General features: G+C 28.5%; 10 protein-coding genes. 9 read left to right on the top strand and 1 reads right to left on the bottom strand.

The window, feature by feature from the left end; translation table 4 throughout:
- Position 1 precedes the first annotated feature (1 nt).
- The 7 genes from MCRO_RS03650 to MCRO_RS03620 all read left to right on the top strand — a co-directional run bounded on the left by MCRO_RS03650 (position 2) and on the right by MCRO_RS03620 (position 16,392).
- Positions 2–2,371, top strand: coding sequence for a glycosyl hydrolase family 65 domain-containing protein (locus tag MCRO_RS03650; protein WP_013054538.1), 2,370 nt, complete (start codon positions 2–4; stop codon positions 2,369–2,371).
- Positions 2,364–3,032, top strand: a complete 669-nt coding sequence (pgmB, locus tag MCRO_RS03645) for a beta-phosphoglucomutase (RefSeq protein WP_013054781.1) — start codon at positions 2,364–2,366, stop codon at positions 3,030–3,032. Before MCRO_RS03650 ends, pgmB begins: the two co-directional genes overlap by 8 nt.
- Positions 3,033–3,231: 199 nt before the next feature.
- Positions 3,232–3,720, top strand: a complete 489-nt coding sequence (locus tag MCRO_RS03640; RefSeq protein WP_041594085.1) for an NfeD family protein — start codon at positions 3,232–3,234, stop codon at positions 3,718–3,720.
- Positions 3,721–3,729: 9 nt separating this feature from the next.
- Positions 3,730–4,623 carry an SPFH domain-containing protein gene (locus MCRO_RS03635; RefSeq protein ID WP_013054216.1) on the top strand — a complete coding sequence of 298 codons (894 nt, stop codon included), beginning with the start codon at positions 3,730–3,732 and terminating at the stop codon, positions 4,621–4,623.
- Positions 4,624–4,739: 116 nt separating this feature from the next.
- The gene (locus MCRO_RS03630; protein WP_013054187.1) at positions 4,740–9,482 is read left to right on the top strand and encodes a family 20 glycosylhydrolase; all 4,743 of its coding nucleotides are present in this window, start codon (positions 4,740–4,742) and stop codon (positions 9,480–9,482) included.
- Between the two features lie 157 nt (positions 9,483–9,639).
- Positions 9,640–14,184 (top strand): glycoside hydrolase family 20 protein, encoded by a 4,545-nt coding sequence (locus MCRO_RS03625; RefSeq protein WP_013054473.1) that lies wholly within the window; start codon positions 9,640–9,642, stop codon positions 14,182–14,184.
- Positions 14,185–14,358: 174 nt separating this feature from the next.
- Entirely contained in the window at positions 14,359–16,392 is a 2,034-nt protein-coding gene (locus tag MCRO_RS03620) for a discoidin domain-containing protein (RefSeq protein WP_013054509.1), read from the top strand.
- A 28-nt stretch (positions 16,393–16,420) separates the two neighbouring features.
- On the opposite strand, the gene MCRO_RS03615 is transcribed toward MCRO_RS03620, so the two are convergent.
- Positions 16,421–18,040, bottom strand: coding sequence for an ABC-F family ATP-binding cassette domain-containing protein (locus MCRO_RS03615; RefSeq protein ID WP_013054622.1), 1,620 nt, complete (start codon positions 18,038–18,040; stop codon positions 16,421–16,423).
- 99 nt (positions 18,041–18,139) lie between these two features.
- On the opposite strand from MCRO_RS03615, the gene pip reads away from it, so the two are divergent.
- Both pip and MCRO_RS03605 read left to right on the top strand, forming a co-directional pair.
- The gene (gene pip / locus MCRO_RS03610) at positions 18,140–19,072 is read left to right on the top strand and encodes a prolyl aminopeptidase (protein ID WP_041594084.1); all 933 of its coding nucleotides are present in this window, start codon (positions 18,140–18,142) and stop codon (positions 19,070–19,072) included.
- A gap of 102 nt (positions 19,073–19,174) precedes the next feature.
- Positions 19,175–21,412 carry a P68 family surface lipoprotein gene (locus MCRO_RS03605; RefSeq protein ID WP_013054131.1) on the top strand — a complete coding sequence of 746 codons (2,238 nt, stop codon included), beginning with the start codon at positions 19,175–19,177 and terminating at the stop codon, positions 21,410–21,412.
- The last annotated feature ends 2 nt before the right edge of the window (positions 21,413–21,414 follow it).

The following is a 21,414-nucleotide window of genomic DNA, read 5'->3' as shown; positions in this document are numbered from 1 at the left end:
AATGGAAAAATATTTATCTTACGATATACAAGGTAAAAAAATTACACAAGATAAATTTAACTCAAAATATACAGCTAAAACTGAAAGTATTTTTTCACTAGGTAATGGTTATTTAGGATTAAGAAGTGCTGATGAAGAACTTGATTTTTACAACAAACCAAACTTGTTTGTAAATGGAATTTTTAACAAAGATACTGATGAAGAAGTTTCTGAACTTGCAAATTTAGCTGATTCAACACAAACCATGATTGACATAAATGGTGAAACTTTTCAATTAAGAGAAGAAGATTTATATAATAAAACAATTGATATTAGAAACGGTATTTTAACAAGAACAATTCAATTTAAAAGAAAAAGTGGGTTGTTTCAATTAGTTTTCCAAAGATTTGTTTCACAAGAAATTAAACATGTTTATGCTCAAAAAATATCATTGACTTGTTTAGAAAATTATGAAACAAACCCAATTAATGTTAAATTATTTCCGACAATTAATGGACAAGTTAATAACACAGGAACTCAACATTTTAAAGAAGGGAATAAAAGAAGAACTTCTTTAACTTCGATTAAAATGGAACAAGAAACAACACATTCAAAAAGATTTATTGTTCACAATATGGTTACAAATTTGACACTAAATGGAAGAAAGATAGAAGGTGGAACCGATGATTATGTTGTTCATATTTCAAGACGTGCTATTGGATTTAATATAAATTTAAATTTCAAGCAAGGCGACACAATAAACTTAGAAAAAATTATGTCTGTAAATACATCGATAGACATTGATGGAACTACATTAAGCAATAGAGATGTTGACCACAAATCTTCATTATTATTAGATAAATTACAAAAGACAAATTATAAAGATTTACTGGATAGATCAATCATAGCAATGAGATCAATCTGAAACCAATTTGACGTAAAAATTAAAGGTGATGAAAATGCTGAATTTGACTTGTTTGCAATGGAATTTGGAATTTTTCACATGAATAATTTTATCCCTAAAGATTCGGTTTATACAAATGTTGGGGCTAAAGGTTTAAGTGGGGAAGGATACCAAGGACATACATATTGAGATACAGAATTTTTTATAAATCCTAACTACTTATTTACAGATCCGAAAATTGTAAGAAACTTACTAACTTATAGATACTTAGGAATTAATGGTGCTAGAGAAAAAGCACTTTCACAAAAACTAAGAGAAGAGGAAAGTAATCTTCAAGGAGCACAATATCCGTGGGAAATGGCATGACCTACAGATGGCGAAGTTTGTCCTTATTGAGGTCAAGCCGATGTTGTTTCAGGAAAACAAGTTCCAATTGCTTCTAGGCGTCAAGAAATTCACGTGTCAGCAGATATAGCCTATGCTGTAAATCAATATTTTATAGCTACTGGTGATCAAGAATTTATGGATAAAATGGGTTACGAAATGATAATCGATACTGCTATCTTCTACGCAAATAGAGCCGAATTGAATAAAAGAAATAAATCTTATGAAATTAAAGATGTTATGGGACCTAACGAATATAAAGGAAACATAAATAATAATGCATATACTAACTATATGGTTAAATATAACATTGGATTAGCTCTTGATTTATTAAGTAAATTATCTGAAGAAAAACTTGAAGCACTAAGAGAAAAATTACCTTATGAAATTCCAACCGCATTAATGGAAACAGTTTATAACAATATTAAATTACCCAAACCAAATAAAGACGGTGTAATTTCGGAAAATGATCAATTTTTAAATTTAGTAAGAAATGATATTTCTAACTTTCAAATGTTAGGGGATGCGGGTAAAAAATTATTTTCAACAACGGATGGTCAAAAATTACTATCGGGTCAATTGGTTAAACAAGCTGATGTTGTGTTATTAACATACATTATGCCTCACTTATTTGATAAAGAAATAATAGAAAAGAACTTTGATTTCTATGAACCTATTACAACTCATGATTCATCACTTTCTTCATCCACTTATGCTCTACAAGCAATTAGATTAAGAAAAATGGACTTAGCTTATAAATTGTTCCAATATTCACTTAATATTGATTTGGGTCAAAATATGAAGTCATCAGATGCAGGAATTCATGCAGGATCATTGGCTGCAATTTGACAAGTAATAATTTTTGGATATGGTGGTTTTGCTTGATATAACAACGAAATTAACATTGACCCAATTTTACCTAAAACTTGAAGTGAATTAACTTATTCAGTAACTTATCAAGGTGTAGTTTTAAAGGTTGTAGTTAACTCAAATGATTTTACTGTGTGAGTAGAATCAAAAAGTAAAATGCTTAAAATAAAAATTCAAGGAAATGAAGTTATAGCCTCAAATATTCCACAAACATTTAAGGTGAGAAATGATTAAAGGTTTTGTTTTTGATTTAGATGGTGTAATTACAGACACAGCTGAATTACACTTTAGAGCTTGAAAAGAAATAGTTGAAAAAATAGGAATTCATTATACTGCAAAAGTTAATGATAAACTTAAAGGTCTTTCTAGAATAGATACGATAAAAGCTATTTTAGAGGCTTATAAAAAAGATAACGATTATACTGAACAAGAAATTTTAGAAATGGCTAAGGTTAAAAATGATTTCTATAAAAAACTTCTTGAAAGTGAAATTAATGAAAGTTTTACACTACCGAATATAAAGAGAATTATTTTAGATGCTAAAAAAAATAACATTAAACTCGCTTTAGCTTCTAGTTCATATAATGCACCAATGATTCTTAAAAAGTTAAACTTAGAAGAATACTTTGATTTTATTGTTTATCCAGGAAATATCGCCGAAGGAAAACCGGCACCAGATATTTTTTTAGCCGCTGCAAGAGGTATTGGGGCAGAACCACATGAATGCATCGGATTTGAAGATGCCCCTGCTGGACTTAAAGGAATTCTTGATGCTGGTATGCATTCGGTTGTTGTTACACATGATTCAAAAGACGATTTTTCCGAAGCAGATTTAATTGTTAAAACAACTTTAGAACTTACTTTTGATAAAATAAAAAAACACTTTAAATTTTAATTTTCATTTAAAATATATTAAATTATTTCAAAATAAAAATTACCAATTACTCTATGATAAAGGGATGTTGGTAATTTTTATTTTTAAAATTAAATAAATAGACAATGGACGATTATAATTCAGCATTAATAAATTTTCAGATTTGTGAAAACTATGACTGCATTATTTTGTTAAATAAATAATTCTATATAATAATTATATGCATGAAAATATTTTAGGTCTTCCTTCAGAACAATTTGCTATGCTTGTTATTTGAATATTGGTTATTATTATAGCGTTGGTCGTAGAAATTGCTACAACTGGTGTCTATAGCATTTTAATTTCTATTTCAGCAATTCCTTCTCTAATTATTAGTTTAGTTACTAAACAAAATTTAGGAATTATTTTAACAGAAGTATTCTTGTTTTTGGGTTTTTCGGTTTTATCAACGGTTTTATTTTTCCACTTAGGTAAAAAAATTTCAAAGAACAAAACAAATTATCCAGTACAAGAATTATTAAACAAAGAAGGTATGGTTATTGAAATATTTGATCAAATAAAAGATGATCAAGTATTCGGAATAATAATAGTTGAAGGTAAGAAATATAGAGCTAAAAGGCCAACTCAAAACACATTTTTTAGTAATGGCGATTTAGTGATTATTGAGGCAATAAGTGGTAATACATTATCTGTTATCCACAAAAAATAAAGGAGCATAATGACAACGGGAATTATTATTTTAATTGTACTTTCAGCAGTTTTATTAATTGCATTAATTATTGTTTTGGCAACATCAATTAGAGTTGTTCAACCAACTAATTTTTACATTATTGAAAGACTAGGTTCGTATAAAAAAACATGGGAAAATGGTATACATGTTAAACTACCATTCATTGAAAAAATTGGAGTTGTTAACAACTACAAAGAAAAAGTTTTGGATTTTGAACCACAAGATATTATTACAAAGGATAACGTATCTATTAAGGTTGATACAGTGGTTTTCTTCCAAATTACAGATGGGAAAAAATTCGCTTATGGAGCTGAGCAACCAATATTTGCACTTGAAAAATTAGCTTCAACAACATTAAGAAACTTACTTGGAGAATTAGAACTTGATGAAACACTTACTTCAAGAGAAACGGTTAACGCTAAATTAACTTTAACTCTTGATGAAGCTAGTGATTCATGAGGAATAAAAGTTCATCGTGTGGAATTAAAAAATATAACTCCACCTAAAGCTGTTCAAATGGCAATGGAAAAACAAATGCAAGCTGAACGTGAAAAACGCGCTGCAATTCTTGAAGCAGAAGGTCGCAAAGAAGCGGCGATAAAAGTTTCTGAAGGACACAAAGCCTCATTAATTTTAGAAGCACAAGGTCAAAAAGAATCTTCGATTTTGAAAGCTGAAGCTCACAAAAAGAGTATTGAATTACTTAATCAAACCAATATTACTAATCAAGTTTTAACATATAAAGCAATTGAAGGATTAGAAAAATTAGCTAATGGTAATGCAACAAAAATCATTATTCCGCCAAACTTACAAAGTGTTGCTAGCATAATGGGGACTGCCGCAGAAATTCTTAATGATAAAGAAACAAAACTAAAAAAATAATATGAAAAAATAATCACTCAACAATGTTGTGTGATTTTTAAATCAAAAATTATTTTTTATTCTTAAGAAAAGAATAGAATTAATTCCATAAAAAAATTAATTAATTGGAGTTAAAAATGAAAAAATCAAAAATACTTAAAATCTTTGGAGCGTCAGCTATTATGCTTTCGGCAACGGCAACTATAATTGGAATTTCAGCTAATAGTTCAAATAATTATACTGCGCCAAGTTCTGTTGAAGAAACACCCGATCAAAGAATTAATTTGTTGAAAGGAAAATCTGGAATTACAACAAATAGTTCTTCTGTTCAAAATCTTTCAAATATACTTGACGGTAGCCGATCTTCTAAATGAATAAGCGAAGAAAGAACATCGACGAAATTAAATCCATTTTGAGTAATGGTTGATCTTGAAACTAAAATTACTGTAAAATCGTTTAATGTGCTTTTCGAACAAAACAATATTAAACATTTTAAACTTTTCTTATCTGAAAATAAAACAGATATAGATAAAAGTGAATCGCTAGCTTACGATTCTCATGAAATGTCAGCAGGTAATATGTTTCATGAATATAGATTTGATCTAAAAAAAGAAAAATCAAATATTCAATTTGCTAAGCTTTTAATTTTGGATTGAGATGTTGATAAAAATTCAAAGAGCCAAGTTTCAATAGTTAATTTTGAATTATTTGATTCACTGTTTAGAAAAAATGTTAAGTACTCAATGTCACCAATAAATTATGCACTAAACAAATCTGTAGAAGTTGATGATCAAGAAAATGTTTATCCAGCAAAAAACGCGGTTGATGGAAATAGAGAAAACAAATCAAGATGATCCACAAACGAAAAAAAACCTGATTTAGTTCCTGAAGGTCATTACTTAATAGTTGATTTAGAAACTAAAAAACAAATTAGATCATTAGATTTATTGTTTGAAAGAGATAACATACTCGATTTTGAAATTTACGCAGCTAATAAAAAAGAAGATTTGGCTAAAAAAGAAAATATTATTTATACAATGAGTAGAGAAGGGAATGGAATCAAAAAAACAAATTATAAATATAATTTCTCAGCTGATATAGAAGCTAAATATGTAAAACTTTTAATTAAAAATTGAGAACCCGGTTCATTAAAATGATCTAATACTTCAGTTGTTGAATTCAGTTTATTTGATCAAGAAATTGAGACTGCTAATCTATCTGATTCTGTTTATGCTATTGAACATTTAGTAATGAATGAAGGAAAAACAAAAATTTTATTTCCTGAATTACCTCTAAGTCATAAATTAGAATTTAATGGCGCAGATTACGAACAAATTGTAGATAGTGAATTTAATGTACATAAACCGTTAACTTCAAAAGAGGTTGTTTTAGATTTTCAAATTGTTAATAAAGAAAATGGACATGTTGATAAATATACAAACAAAAGAATTATGATTCCTGGTCAATTCGAACAAGATCCAGCTAACAATAAAAAGCCAAATATTATTCCTGAAATTGCTGAATGATATTCAAATACAACCGAAAAATTTACGGTTAGTCAAACTTTAAATACCTATTATATAGGTAAAAAAGACAATTCATCTAAAAAATTATTAGATGAATTAGTTAAAGATTACGAAGAAATAACTGGCAAGAATTTAAAAATTATTAGTGAATTACCAATAGATTTTTCAACAATTTCAAACTCATTAATTATTGACCTTTCAGATAAAAATATTGGCGGTTTTGATAAAGAAACTTACACAATGGATATAAATAATAATATATCAATTAAAGCAACTCATACAACCGGAGCTTATTGGGCTACAAGAACTTTATTGCAATTATTAAGGCTTGATGATCAAAAACAAAGCATTGTAAAAGGGCAAATGAAAGATTATCCAAAGTATAAAGTTCGTGGATTTATGCTTGACGTTGGTAGAAAACCTGTATCAATGCAAATGTTAAAAGATATAACAAAACAAATGGCTTGATATAAAATGAATTCATTCCATGTGCATTTAAGTGATAATTTAATTGACCTAGAAAATCACGTTTCACATAAAAATGATGCGGGAATGGAAGAATCATTTGATAGTTATTCTGGTTGAAGACTTGAATCAGGAGTAACTAATTCTGAAGGAAAAACAGTTGCTTCGGAAGATTTTCATTATACAAAAGTACAATTTGCAGAATTTATGGAATATGCAAATGATTTAGGTGTAGATATTGTTCCTGAACTGGATTTTCCAGCTCATGCACTTGCCGTAACAAAAGTTTTTAAAGAAGTTGCAGTTAAAGAATGAATGTCAAAATGACCAACAAACTATCGCCCTCTAACTGATCATATTGATATTAGAAAACCCGCAGGTATTGAATTAATTAAAAAATTATTAGATGATTATATAGATAACGCAGGAATATTCAGTAAAGAAAAAGGTGTTGTAGTTCATATTGGAGCAGACGAATTTGAAAGTGATGGAGATGCTTATTATAATTTTTTAAATATCATGTTTAGACATTTTAAAGAAAAAGATGTAAAAGTTAGACTATGAGCAAGTTTATCTAAAATTACCAGCAATGTAAAACTTGATCCTGAACTAATTAAAGATGTTGATATGAACCTTTGGTCTTTAAGATGAGCAAATCCTATCGATATGTACAACATGGGATTTAATATAATAAATACTATTGAAGGTGATGGATATATGGTTCCGCGTGGAAAAGGTGATAGGGGTTCATATCAAGATTTTCTAGATATTGAGCATATTTATAATAATTGAGAAGCTAATAATCCAGGGGGTTATAAAATCCCGGAAAGTTCAAAACAAATGCTTGGTGGTTCTTATGCAATATGAAACGACAAGCTTCTTGACGTGTTGGCTAATGGAGTTAATGAACATGATTTATATATAAGTTTTCTCGATGCTCTTCCAAGTTATAGTGTTAAACTTTGAGGAAACGGAAATGATAAAAATGATTTAAATTGAAAAGAATTTAGCAATTTAATTTCTAAAATTTCTACATCTCCAAACATTAATCCATTAAAAGAGGTGAAACTTGAGCCAAACAGAAGACAATTATTTAATTATAATTTTGAAGGATCAAGCCATAATGAAATGCTTTTTGATAAAGCTGGAACCAACAAATTTATCACCAATTTAAATAATGCTTTTCTTAACAATGATGCTAGTGAATCTTACCTTCAATTAAATGGTAAAAATTCATCTGCGGACTTGCCTATAGGTGTATTGGGATTTAATAACAAAATCAAATTTAGAATAAAAAGAGAAAAATCATCCACTCCTCAAGGTGAAGAAATTCTATTTTCAGCAAAATCTGAATATGGTGATTTTGCAATAAAAACAAAGCAAAAAAATTCTAATAATTTTGGTTTTAGTAGAGAAAATATGGACTACATATTTAATTATGAATTACCATTTGATAAATGAGTTGATATTGAACTTATTTGTGAACAAGATTCAACAAGAAGAGGGTTTTTAAAACTCTTTGCCGATGGAGTTTTAAAAGATGAAAGACCAGTTGGTAAAAATGGATTTAAATTTACAAATGGCACAGAACACACATTTAAAAATAGTTCATTCTTCATACCTCTTGAAAAAATAGGGGATAATAATAATTCTTTTAAAGGAAAAATTTCAAATATTTCATATGAAAACAATTGAACTGGAAATAACATTGATGAATTAACCAGGTTAGAAAATGTAAGAACTTCATATTCCGTTGAACCAAATACAATTCCAAGTAAAATTGCTAATCTACAATCAAATGGTATTGATCCTACAAAAGAGGAAATAGCCTTTCAAATTATTGAAAGAAACGATCTTGAATCATACATAATTATAAGACAAACATTGACTTCAAAATCCAATGCAGCAACAAAATTTACAAAAGATATCTTGCTAAATATTGAGTTAGATTACCTACTATTAATTAAAAATCATTTTATAATAACTGAGCAATTATACTCATCTGAAAGTGTTCAAGATTATAATGAATTAGTTAAAACGATTGATCTAACATTAATTAAAAATCAAAAAAGTTTTGATGAAGCTGTTCAAAAAGTAAAAGCATTCAAAAACAAATTGATTTCAAATTATAGTGTTCTAAAATCTAAAATTAATGAACTAATAACAATTTCTGATAGTGTCAATTATACTAGAGAAACTTGAAATAATTATGTTTCTAAACTTGATAATTTATTAAAAAATTCTAAAAACGAATTAAACAGAAGTGAGTTAGCCGAATTGTTAAACAAATTAGTTCCTTATAAAAACGATCTAGTTGAAAACAAGGTTGATGCATCGAAGAAACTAAATTCAAAATCAATAGAATTTAAAGCTGAGTTCTACACAAATGAATCGGTTACTCTATTCAAAGAAATGATTAAAAAGTTAGAAAACAAATTGCAAGAAAAAGATCATTTAACTGTTCAAGAATTATATGATTTTAACTTGCTTATTAATTCAACTGAAAATGATTTAAAAACTAATAAAAAAGAAATAGAAGAAATGATAGAAACATATTTATCAATTGACAAAACAAACTATACAATAGCCTCTTTTGATAATTATATACTCAAAATTAATAACCATAAAAGTAAACTTTCTAAAAAGGATAATATAACAAAAAGTGAAGCAAAAACTTTAAAAGAAGCACTTGAAGAAATATCTAAAACACTAACTAAAAAAGATTTATCAAATGGTGTAGACTCTTCTGATAAATCAGATGATGTAACTGCTAAAAAATCATTATCAAGTGGAGCTGTAGCGGGGATAGTTATTGGTTCTTTATTAACAGTTGGATTAATTGGATTAATAACTTTCGTGATAATAAAAAATAAAAAGAAATCAAAATAAATGTTGATATAATAACTACCAATTTGCTGGTAGTTTTTTATTCCAACATATGGAAAAAATTTCCACAAATCAAATTTTATTTTTAATTCATCATATAGTAATATTATTGTTTCATCTAATTATAAATATTACTATTAGATATTTTGGAGGGATATATATGAATAAAAAGAAACTTTTAACTATTGTTAGTGTTTCATCAATAATAGGGGTGATGGGTGCTTCAGTGGTAGCGCTTTCTGCAACACCAGAACCAAAAACTGTTCCAGCAGAAAGAGTAAATTTATTAACCGGCAAAACAAAGGTTACCAGTGATGATCAGGAAGGACCTTTTCCAGCAACTTCTGCAATAGATAATGATAGATATTCAAGGTGATCAACAAACCAAAAGACTTCAACGAAAAATAATCCACATTGAATTAAGGTGGATATGGAAACACCACAAACAGTTAAATCATTTAACATTTTGTTTGAAAGAAATAACATAAGGCATTTTAAACTTTATTTATCAGCAACAGATGCAGATATTAATAAATCAGAATCACTGGTTTATGATTCTAATGAAATGAGTGGAAGTCAAATCAAATCAGAATATAGAATGGATTTATCTACCGAAAAAACAGGAGTTCGCTTTGCTAAACTTGTAATTCAAGATTGAACTTCGCAAGGTGGAGGAATAAACTATGCTAACACCGGAGTTGTGTCTTTTGAATTGTTTAATTCTTATTTCAAAAAAAACGTTGCTTATTCCACAACATTAAATAATCTTGCTAAAGGAAAAACCGCTACTGCAAGTAATAATGAAACAGGGAATACACCTAATAAAACTGTTGATGGTGACGAAAAAACAAGATGAGCAACAGAACGCAATGAATCATCAGCCGTTCCTAATGGGCATTTCTTAATGCTTGATTTAGGAAAACAAGAAAAAATAAGATCATTTAGTTTGTTGCTTGAAAGAAACAACATTTCAGAGTTTGAAATTTATGCAAGTAATACAAAAGCAGATTTAGAAACAGCAACAACAATGAAAACTAAATTAATTTACTCTCAAATTAGAGAAGCAAATTCAGAAAAATTAGAAGAGTATAAATACAATTTTACAGTTCCTGTTACTGCTCAATTTATAAAAGTATTATTTAAAAAATGAGATGCGGGTAATAATAAATGACCTAATGTTAGTGTGAGAGAATTTTCACTTTATGATCAAGAAATTGACACACATAATATTTTAGAAGATTTAGCAACATTAGACAATTTACAATTAAATGCCGAACAAACAAAGTTGATTATTCCAACCGTTCCTGCGGGTTATGTATTAAAATATTTGGGAACTGATTATGAACAAATCATTGACAAAAATTTAAATGTACATAAGCCATTAACTGAAAAAACAGTAAAAGTTGATTTTGAACTCACTCAAACAGCTACAGGTAAAATTACAAAACTTTATAACAAACCAGTAAAAGTACCTGGATTACACACTCAAGAAGCAGCAAAAAATAAGAAACCTAACCTAATTCCTGAACTTGCTGAATGATATTCTGATTCAACAGAAAAATTAGAATTAGGAGACAACCTTAAAGTTTATTATAAAGGTGATAAAGATGTAAACTCTACAAGAATGTTAAATGAATTAATAGCTGATTACAAAGAAGTAACTAATAAAACAATTACTTTAGAAGAATCGCCTGCTGATGAATCAATAATTAAGGGTGCATTAATTATTGATTTGACAAAAAAAGAAATTCCTGGTTATGATAAAGAAACTTATGGTATGGAAATCAAAGATAACATTAAGATTAATGCAACAAATTCAATTGGAGCTTATTGAGCAACAAGAACATTTTTACAAATTTTAAAATTAGATGAAACTCACTCAAAAATTGAAAAAGGATTAATAAAAGATTATCCAAAATATAGATTAAGAGGAGTAAGTATTGATGTTGGTAGAAAACCTATGTCGATCGAAATGCTTAAAAACTTTGTTAAAGAATTATCTTGATACAAGATGAATTCATTACAAGTTCACTTAAGCGATAACTTAATTTGACTTGAAGATCACGTGCCTTCAAAAGATAAAGAAGGTATGGAAAAAGCATTTGATGCTTATTCAGCTTGAAGACTTGAATCGACTGTAAAAAATAACGAAGGTAAAACAGTTACTGCTGACGACTTCTACTACACAAAAGAACAATTTGTTGAATTCATCAATTATTCAAGAGAACTTGGAATTGAAATAGTTCCTGAGCTTGACGTTCCAGCTCATGCCTTATCAGTAACAAAAATATTTAAAGAATTTGCGCTTATGGAATTTGGTGGTCACGGTGGTGGTCGAAGACCATTAATAGATCACATTGATATTAGAAAACCGGAAGCAATAACTTTAATTAAAAAACTATTAGATGAGTATATTGATAAAGATGGAATCTTTAGTAAAGATAAAGGGATCACTGTTCATATAGGAGCTGACGAGTTTGAAGGATCTCCTGATTCATACTATGATTTTTGCAATATTATGTTCCAACACTTTAAAGATAAAGGTGTCCAAGTTAGAATTTGAGGTGGGTTTTCTAGAATAAAAAGTTCAACAAAATCGATAAATAAAGAACTTGCAAAAGATGTTGAAATGAACTTATGATCAAACGATTGATCTAAACCTATGGACATGTATGATTATGGATATAAAGTAATTAATACTCTTGATCAACCTGGTTATATGGTTCCTAACGGAGGTGGCGGAAGAGGAGTTTATCAAGACTACCTTTCAACCCAAAATATATATAACACTTGAGAAGCAAATGTTGCGGCTGGAGCACATTTACCAGCAGCATCAGATCAAATGTTAGGTGGAGCATTTGCTATATGAGGTGATGCTTTACTTGACACACATGCTACAGGATTAAATGAACTTGATTTACATACAAGTTTAATGGATGCATTGCCTGTTTATGGATTAAAACTATGAGGAAACGGTAATGATGGAAACGATTTAGATTGAACTAAATTCCAAACGTTAAATGAAAAAATCGGAATTTCACCAAATGATGATTCACTAAAAATAAGAAAAGTTGAAGCTGATAGAAGACAATTATTTAATTTTGATTTTAAAGGTAAAACAGATAATGAAAAATTATTTGATAAAGCAGGAACATATAAATTAATTACTAATTTAAATAATGCTACTCTTGTAAAAGATTCTGCTGATTCATATCTACAATTAAATGGTGGTAATTCATCAGCAGACTTGCCTATAGGTATATTAGGATTTAATAATAAAATTAAATTTAGAGTAAAAAGACAAGCGGCACCAGCAAATCAAAAGGAAGAAATTTTATTTTCTGCTAAATCTGAATATGGTGAATTTGCTATTAAAGCAAAACAAAAATACACAGGAAAATTTGGATTTAGTAGAGAAAACATGGACTATTCATTTAATTATGAACTACCATTAGATCAGTGAGTTGAAATTGAATTAGTATGTATTCCACAAGGAACTAAACGTGGTAAAACTAAATTATTTGTAAATGGAACCGAAACCGGGGGAGAAGCGGTTGGAAGAAATGGATACAAATGAAATAACGGAACAAAAACAGATGAAGTTACATTTAAAAACAGCACATTCTTTATGCCTCTTGAAAAAATTGGTTCATCTTCAAATTCATTTAAAGGTCAAATAAGCAACATATCGCAAACTAACGAATGATCAAAAGCTGATAAAACAGAATTACAAAGATTAGAATCAATTAATTTAACAGTAAAAGGTCCAAGATTACAACCAGATAAAATAACTAATTCTCAGCTTGTTGTTTCAGGAAATGATTCATCAAAAGAAACAGTAACATCAAAAATTATTGAAGCAAACAATCAAGAATCATACATTATAGTTAGAGAAACGATTACTTCTGTTTCTTCACCAACAGATAAAATTGTTAGAGATATTTTGGTTGATATTGAACAAGATTTTCCAACAATGTTTGAAACTCAAATTAAAATTGAAGAAGATCATTATACAGAAGCTTCTGTTAAAACGTTTAAAACAGAAATAGCTAAAATAGATAAATCTACTTTAACAACCAAAAGTGAATATGATAAAGCAATAACAACTGTTAATTCTGAAAAGACAAAACTTGTTGAAAACAAAGCATTAATTATTAAAGATATTGAAGATACCAAAGGAACGGATCTGTCAATATATTCTCAAGAATCGGTTGATAAATATCTTTCAGCCTTAGAAAAACAAAAAGGCATCTTAGAAAATAAACAACATATTACAAGAACTGAATATACTAGTGAAAAAACTAATTTAGTCGATCATAAAAAATTACTTATTGAAAATAAAGTTGTTGCAAAACAAAAGGTTGAAGCAAAAGAACAAGAAGTTAAAAAAGAAGAATATACACCTGAGTCATTAGCAAAATATGAAGAAGAAATTAAAAAGCTAAATGAAAAAATAAATAATAAAACTTCAATGACTAAAGAAGAAGAAAAAGCCATTGAAGAAGAATTAAACTTAATTCAAAAAGCTTTAGTTAAAAAATCTACTTCTCCTGAAACTCCGACCACTCCAGTAGAACCTACAACTGCTCCTAAGAAGAAGTTGTCAGGAGGTGCTATAACTGCTATAGTATTGTCAACATTACTAGGATTTGGTGTTGTAGCAGCAATCATTCTATTTATCATAAAAAGAAAAAAAGATAAATAATACAATTTAAAAAGTTAAATCTCATAATTTTCATATGAGGTTTTTCTTTTCATTGACATCTACACTTAATTAAAAGGATGATTGGTAAATTTTTAAAGTTTTTTTCAATTTACTTTTATATTAATATTTATATAAAATATTAATAATTAATAACAAATTATAATAAGGAGAAAAATGAAAACCAAGAAAATTATAGCTTCATTGGGGAGTGTGGCTATATTATCAATTCCAGCAATGGCTTTAGTTGGCGTATCGACAAATACCACTGCTGTAGTTGAAAACAGTAATCAAAGAGTTAATTTAGCTCTTAATAAAACCAAGGTTACTGTTGACAATGAAGAAGTACCTAATCCTAAAGCAGGAGCATTAGATAACGATAGAGTAAGTAGATGAGCTACATTACAAGGAAAGTCTACCGAAACAAATAATCACTGAATGTTGATAGACTTAGAAAAACCGGAAACTATTAAATCATTTAATGTTATGTTTGAAAGAAACAACATTAAACATTTTAAAGTTTATATGTCTGTTACTGCAGAAGACATTGATAAAGAAGAATCGCTTGCTTATGATTCTAAAGCAATGGAAGCGAGTGATATGATTCATGAGTATAGAATCGATTTAGTAGATGAAAAAACGAATGTTCAATTTGTCAAGTTACTTATACAAGACTGATCAGCAACAGGTGGTGGTATTACATGAGAAAATACTGGTGTTGTATCGTTTGAGTTGTATAACTCATACTTTTTCAAAGATGTAGTTTTTCCAACGAATTTAACAAGCTTGGCATTAAATAAAACCGTTGAAGCTGATGATGAAGAAGAAAAATTTCCAAAAGCAAATGCAGTTGATGGAATTAGAACTAAGGAATCAAGATGATCAACACATCAAAAATCACCAAATGAAATTCCAAATGGACACCATTTATTAGTTGATCTAGGTTCTAAACAATCAATTAAATCATTAGATCTTCTTTTTGAAAGAGATAATATTCTTGACTTTGACATATATGCTTCAATAAATAAAGATGATTTAACTAACACCGAAACTTTAAAAACGAAGTTAATTTACTCTAAAAAAAGAGAAGCAAACGGTGTTAAAAAAGCAAATTATAAATACAACTTTTCAATGCCTGTTGAAGCTCAATTTGTTAAGTTAGTTATAACAAAATGAGATGCAGGTTCAATAGCATGAACTAATACTGCTGTTTTAGAATTTAGTTTATATGACAAAGAAATCGATACAGGTGATATTAACTATAAAAAACTTATTGAATTAGAATCTAAAATAGATGAAAATATTTATACACAAGAAAGTTCTTTCATTTATGGAAAGGTGATTGAATCAATTGATAAAGAACATATTACATCTCAAGAATTGTTTAACACAGCACTTATAAAAATTAGTGAAGCAAAAGAGAAACTTATTTCTAATTCTACTGTGCTAAAGGTTAATTTGGAAACTTCAAAGAATAATATTGATAAAAATATTTATACAAATGAATCGATTATTAAGTATCAAGAAGCTATTCAAAACAAGTTAAATTCTTTACCAAAATCAGTTACAAGAGAACAACTTACTCAAGAAATCGAAAGCATTAAGGAGTTTAATAAATTACTTGTTACATATAAAACTTTTTTAGTTTATACTTTAGAACAAGCAAAAATAATTGAAAATAAAGAAATTTATACAACTCAATCTCAGGATGTATTTCTTCAAGAACTTACCAAGAAAATAGAAGAAGTCAAAGCTATTCAAACAATAAATAAAAGTGAGTATGATAATCAAATTTTAGAACTTAAAAACAAAAGAAGTTTACTTGTTAAAAATCAAGCTATTGCTTTAGCACAAGTTGAACAAAAATCAAATGTTGATCAAAAAGACACATTTACAACTGAATCGCTTTTAGCATATAAAAATAAAGTTGAAGAAATAAAACAAAAAGTTTCTAAAAAACCAGAAATGACACTTCAAGAGCAAAAAGAAATTGAAAAAGAATTAAATCAAATAAGTAACATACTTGTTAAAAAATCTACTTCAAGTGTTGTTGAAAGTAAACCAACTCCAACACCGGAAAAACCAAAAAAAGACAGTAAAACCTCTTTACAGTCTTATGGATTTATAGTTATTACAGCATTGTTGGTAGCTGCTTTAATTTTCATGATTGCTTATTTAATAAGAACAGAGATGATAAAGAAAAGAAGATAAAAAAATTGCAAGAAATTGCAATTTTTTATTATTTTTCAAGCATTATTTGATCGTAATCTTCAAGAGTCCCTCTAAATAAGAAACTTTCTTTATTATCTTTTATTTCTAAAATAACATCAGCACACTGGTTAACAAAAGCGCGGTTATATGTTGTAAATATAGCGCCACCTTTAAATGATTTAACACCTTCAATTACTGAATCGATACTTTCTGTATCCAAGTGATCAAGTGGTTGATCTAGTATAATGAAGTTACTTTCAAGTAACATCATTCTAGAAAACATTAATCTTGCTTTTTCTCCACCACTTGTAACAGATACTTTTTTAAAGACAGAATCGTTAGAAAAGAGCATTCTACCTAAAAACCCTCTCATTCTCGAATCGCTATTATCTTTAGTTTCTTCAGTTGAGTTATGTGAAGGTCATTTTGATATCCAATCAATTATTGTTTCATTACCTTTAAAGAATGCGGAGTTATCATTTGGAAAGTGTGTTGTTTTTATTGTTTGACCTCAAGTAACTTTTCCTGAAGTTGGTTTTAAGTTACCGGCTAGTATTTCAAGTAATTTTGTTTTTGCTATATCATCATCACCAATAACTACCATTTTTTCACTAGGAGTTAAAGTAAATGATATATTGCTAAATAATGTTTGACCTATTTCATTAACATATGTTAAATCTTCAACATGCAATATTTGTTTACCATGATCTCTATTCATGTCTCATCTTATAAATGGATATTTACGGTTAGATGGCTTAATTTCATCAAGTGTAATTTTCTCAAGTGATTTTTTACGTGATGTAGCTTGTTTTGACTTAGATGCATTTGCACTAAAACGTGCAATAAAATCTTTAAGCTTTTCCATTTGTGCTTCTTTTTTAAGATTACTTTGTTTCATCATTTCTCTTGCTAGTTCTGATGATTGTTTTCAGAATGAGTAGTTTCCTGTATACATTCTTGCTTCAGAAAAATCGATGTCAACTGTATGTGTACAAATAGCATCTAAAAAGTCAGAGTCATGGCTAACTACTATAACAACATTTTGATAATCAATCAAAAAGTTTTCTAGTCATTTTATGCTTTTTAAGTCTAAGTGGTTAGTTGGCTCATCCATTATTAAAATGTCAGGATTACCAAAAAGAGCTTTTGCAAGCAATACTTTAATTTTTTGGTTAGCCGTTAAATCATGCATTTTAACTTCCCATTTTTCCTTTGGTATAGATAAATTTGACAATAACTCTTGTGCATCGTTTTCTGCTGTTCATCCACCAAGTTGACCATATCTATCTTCTAATTCACCAGCAAGTGTATAATCTTCCATTGTAGCATCAGGGTTAGCATATATAGCATCTTTTTTTTCTTTTACCGAATATAAATCAGTATTACCCATAATAACAACTTCTGTTACATTATAGTCGTTATAAGCATTATGATCTTGTGATAAAACAGAAATACGCTTATTCTTTTCAATAATTATGTTTCCTGAACTTGCTTCTATTTCACCAGCTAAAATCTTTAAAAAGGTAGACTTACCCGCTCCATTTGCACCTATTATTCCATAAGTATTTCCATCTAAAAATTTTAAATTAACATTTTCAAAAAGTTTTTTATCACTAAAAATTTTTGATAAATTTTGAACCTCTATCATTTCACCTCCGAATTATCATATTATATGATATTTGTTTAAAAATAATATTAAGTATTAATAAATAAGTTTTATAATTTTAAGATAGTTTAAGGAGTGATTATGAAGCCATTTGTTTACGAAGAAGGTTGATTAAAAGTTGACGATCACCACGAAATATTTTATGAACTATCCGGAAATAAAAAAGGAGTTCCTGTTATATTTTTACATGGTGGACCTGGAGGTTCGTCAAGCAAAAATTCTAAAGATTTCTTTAATCCTAAATTTTACAACATCATCGTTTTTGATCAAAGAGGTTGTGGTAAAAGCAAGCCTATTGCATCAACTATTAACAACACAACTTGAGACTTGATAGCTGATATTGAAAAATTAAGAAAAATGGTTAAGGCTGAAAAATTACTAGTTTTTGGCGGGTCTTGAGGCTCGACATTGGCACTTAGTTATGCTATAAAACATCCGGATAGAGTTCTAGGATTAATTCTAAGAGGAATTTTCTTAGGAACTAAAGATGAAATACATTGATTATATCAAGAAGGTGTTGATAAATTTTTCCCTGATGTTTTTGATAAATATAAAAATTATTTACCACTCGAGAAGCAACAAAACATACTTAATTCATATCATGATTTGTTGACTGGTTTAGATGAAGACAAACGTTTAGAAGCGGCTACCCATTTTTCTTATCTAGAAAGTAATTTAGTTACATTAAAACAAAATAATTATCATTTAAAATCAAACTCTAACGAAATTTTAAGTATTTCAGCATTAGAAACACACTATTTTGTTAATAATTGTTTTTTTGTAAGTGATAACTGAATAATGGAAAATTTAAATAAAATAAAGAATGTTAAAACATACATAGTTCATGGAAGATATGATATGGTAACATTACCTAAATACGCTTATTCATTGCATAATTCGTTAAATGATTCAACTTTATTTATTGTTGGTGAAGCCGGACATTCGGCATCTGAAAAAGGAATTTTAAAGAGATTAAAATGATGTTGTAACGACATAAAAAAATATTTGAAGTAGTTTAATTTTTAATTTTTTCCATATTTCCACATATAGGTCTCAAAGCCTATATTTTATTTTATACGTAATATAATATATAGGCGATTTATATACGGAGGAAAAATGAAACTTAAATCCAAAAAAATGATAATTGGATCAGCTACAGTTTTAGCTTTAACTGCAACAGCAGTAAGTGCTATTTCATGTGGTGTAAATAGATTTGATACTAATGATGATAATAAAGTTGTTATAGGAGTTGGATTATCTAAAACAGGTCCACAAATTTTTGCTTTAGAACAATTAGCAGAAATTTACAATAATACAGAAAAAGATACACCAGATTTTGTACCTGTTTCTGTAGAATCTTTAGGAAACAGCTATGGAGATGTTACTTCAAAAGTTGTTCAATATATGAAAGTTGCTGATAAAAAACAATTACCAAATATGTTATTAGCATACCCAACAGCATTGGCTTCAATAGCTGGTTATAAAATGGAGCTCAATTTAGCAGATAAAACTGTTACAATGAATGGAAAAGACAAAAAGGAAACACCAGTAGGTGACCAATACGGAATTACACGTAATTTATTTGAAGAAGACTTTATGACTTTCAACGATAGAATTGCTAAAGTTGTGCCAGGAAACATAAGTGCACTTCCATTTGCTAAATCTTCATTGGTTACAGCACTTAACGGACCAGTTCTAAGTTATGTAATTGAAACAATGACTTCAAATGGGGCAACTATTAAAGCGGAAGATAAAGACTTCTTTGATAAAATTATTGCAGCTGGTAAAGGCGATAGAAATTATGTTGTTAATTTATGGGGAAAAGTTGTTGAAGCAGAAGCAAAAAAATCAAAAGATTATGTAATTTCACGTGAAATATTCAATAATGGAACAACATTAATTGATTTTGCAGTTCGTGCACAAAATCTTTTTGAAAACTCAAAACAAAATCCAAAAGGGTCTTTACACATGCTTGGAATCGATGATATTGCAGGATTCTTAGCAACAGAAGTTTTTGCAATGACAGCAAAAGAAAAGAATGACTTTAAGGAATTCTATATTAAATTAAAAGAAGGAAACTTCATTGATTACAAACCATATGAACAAAAAGACACTCTTGCATATAAATCATTAAGTAAAATTGCAAAAACATTACTTGAAGCAGCGAGACAAGGTGCAATTTACATTGGAGGGAATGGAGCTTATTCATCTACATTCCAAGTTAAACACCAAATTGGTTTCGCAATCGGTTCAACAGCTGGTCATGACCACAATATTAAAGCAGAAGCTAAACTAGGATTTGATTACTCGATTGAAAAAGTTGAAATTCAATATAATACAATTTGAACATTAACACAATTAGGGGAACAAGGTACTCCGAATTTAGTAGCTGAAATTACACAAGGTAAATACAAAAACAAATTATTTAATTCAAAAGCTACACCAAAAGGTAAACACGATCTATTTTTAGCAACAGAAAAAGATGATAAAGATTTTGCTGATGCAATAAAAAATCTAGACTTAAATAAAAATCCTATGATATTCTTAGGAAATAAAACCTTAGATAATATTTTAGCAAAAGATGAAAATCAAAAACATGTTAAAGAATTGGGTATTGTTTCAGTTAATACAAAGTCTGAAACTTCTTCAGAAATTACAAAATTATACATCGTACCTAACGAAACAACACTAAATGACAAATCATTTATTGTTAAATTTAAATTAACAACAGAAGGAACTGTTCAAAAAGGTGAATTATTTGTAACTAATGCTCCTAGAAAATGAGAAGCAACAGATGCTATGAATGCTGTATATCTTCAAGGACCATCATTAATTGCAATCCATGGAAATGAAAAAGAAGATAAAGCAACAAGAAAATTCATTAAATGAGTAACCGATACATCTAAGAAATTTAAGTTTAAATTCAGAACACAAAATGGAGCCATTTACTATTTAGATAAAGATGGAAAAATGGTATACGAAAAAACTAAAGAAGGTGTTTTAGTTCCTGATGCTGAATCAAAATCAGGTGAATTTACAGCTTTAGAGTACGTATCACTTCAAGCTTCATACATTGTTCCATATAAAGGTGCGTTAGAAAAACCTGATAAAAAAGCAAACATCTTCGTTAAACAAACATATGAAGATTTCAAAAAAGCTATTACAGAAGCAGGATGATCACTAGTTGAAGAACCCGCTGACTCATTAACAGACGCTTATAGAAATGTTATTGTTTCAACATGAAAGAGTCCATTTACATCAATTTTAAATGGAACTGAGAACGAACCATTGGCTACATACGAAAACTCAATTCTTCCAAAAATTAATAGTCAATCATCACCATTTGATAGATAATA

This window comes from Mycoplasma crocodyli MP145 (assembly GCF_000025845.1).
Lineage (GTDB): Bacteria > Bacillota_I > Bacilli_A > Mycoplasmatales > Metamycoplasmataceae > Mycoplasmopsis > Mycoplasmopsis crocodyli.
Note: the sequence above shows the minus strand (reverse complement) of the source record. Positions and strands in the feature narration are given on the sequence as shown.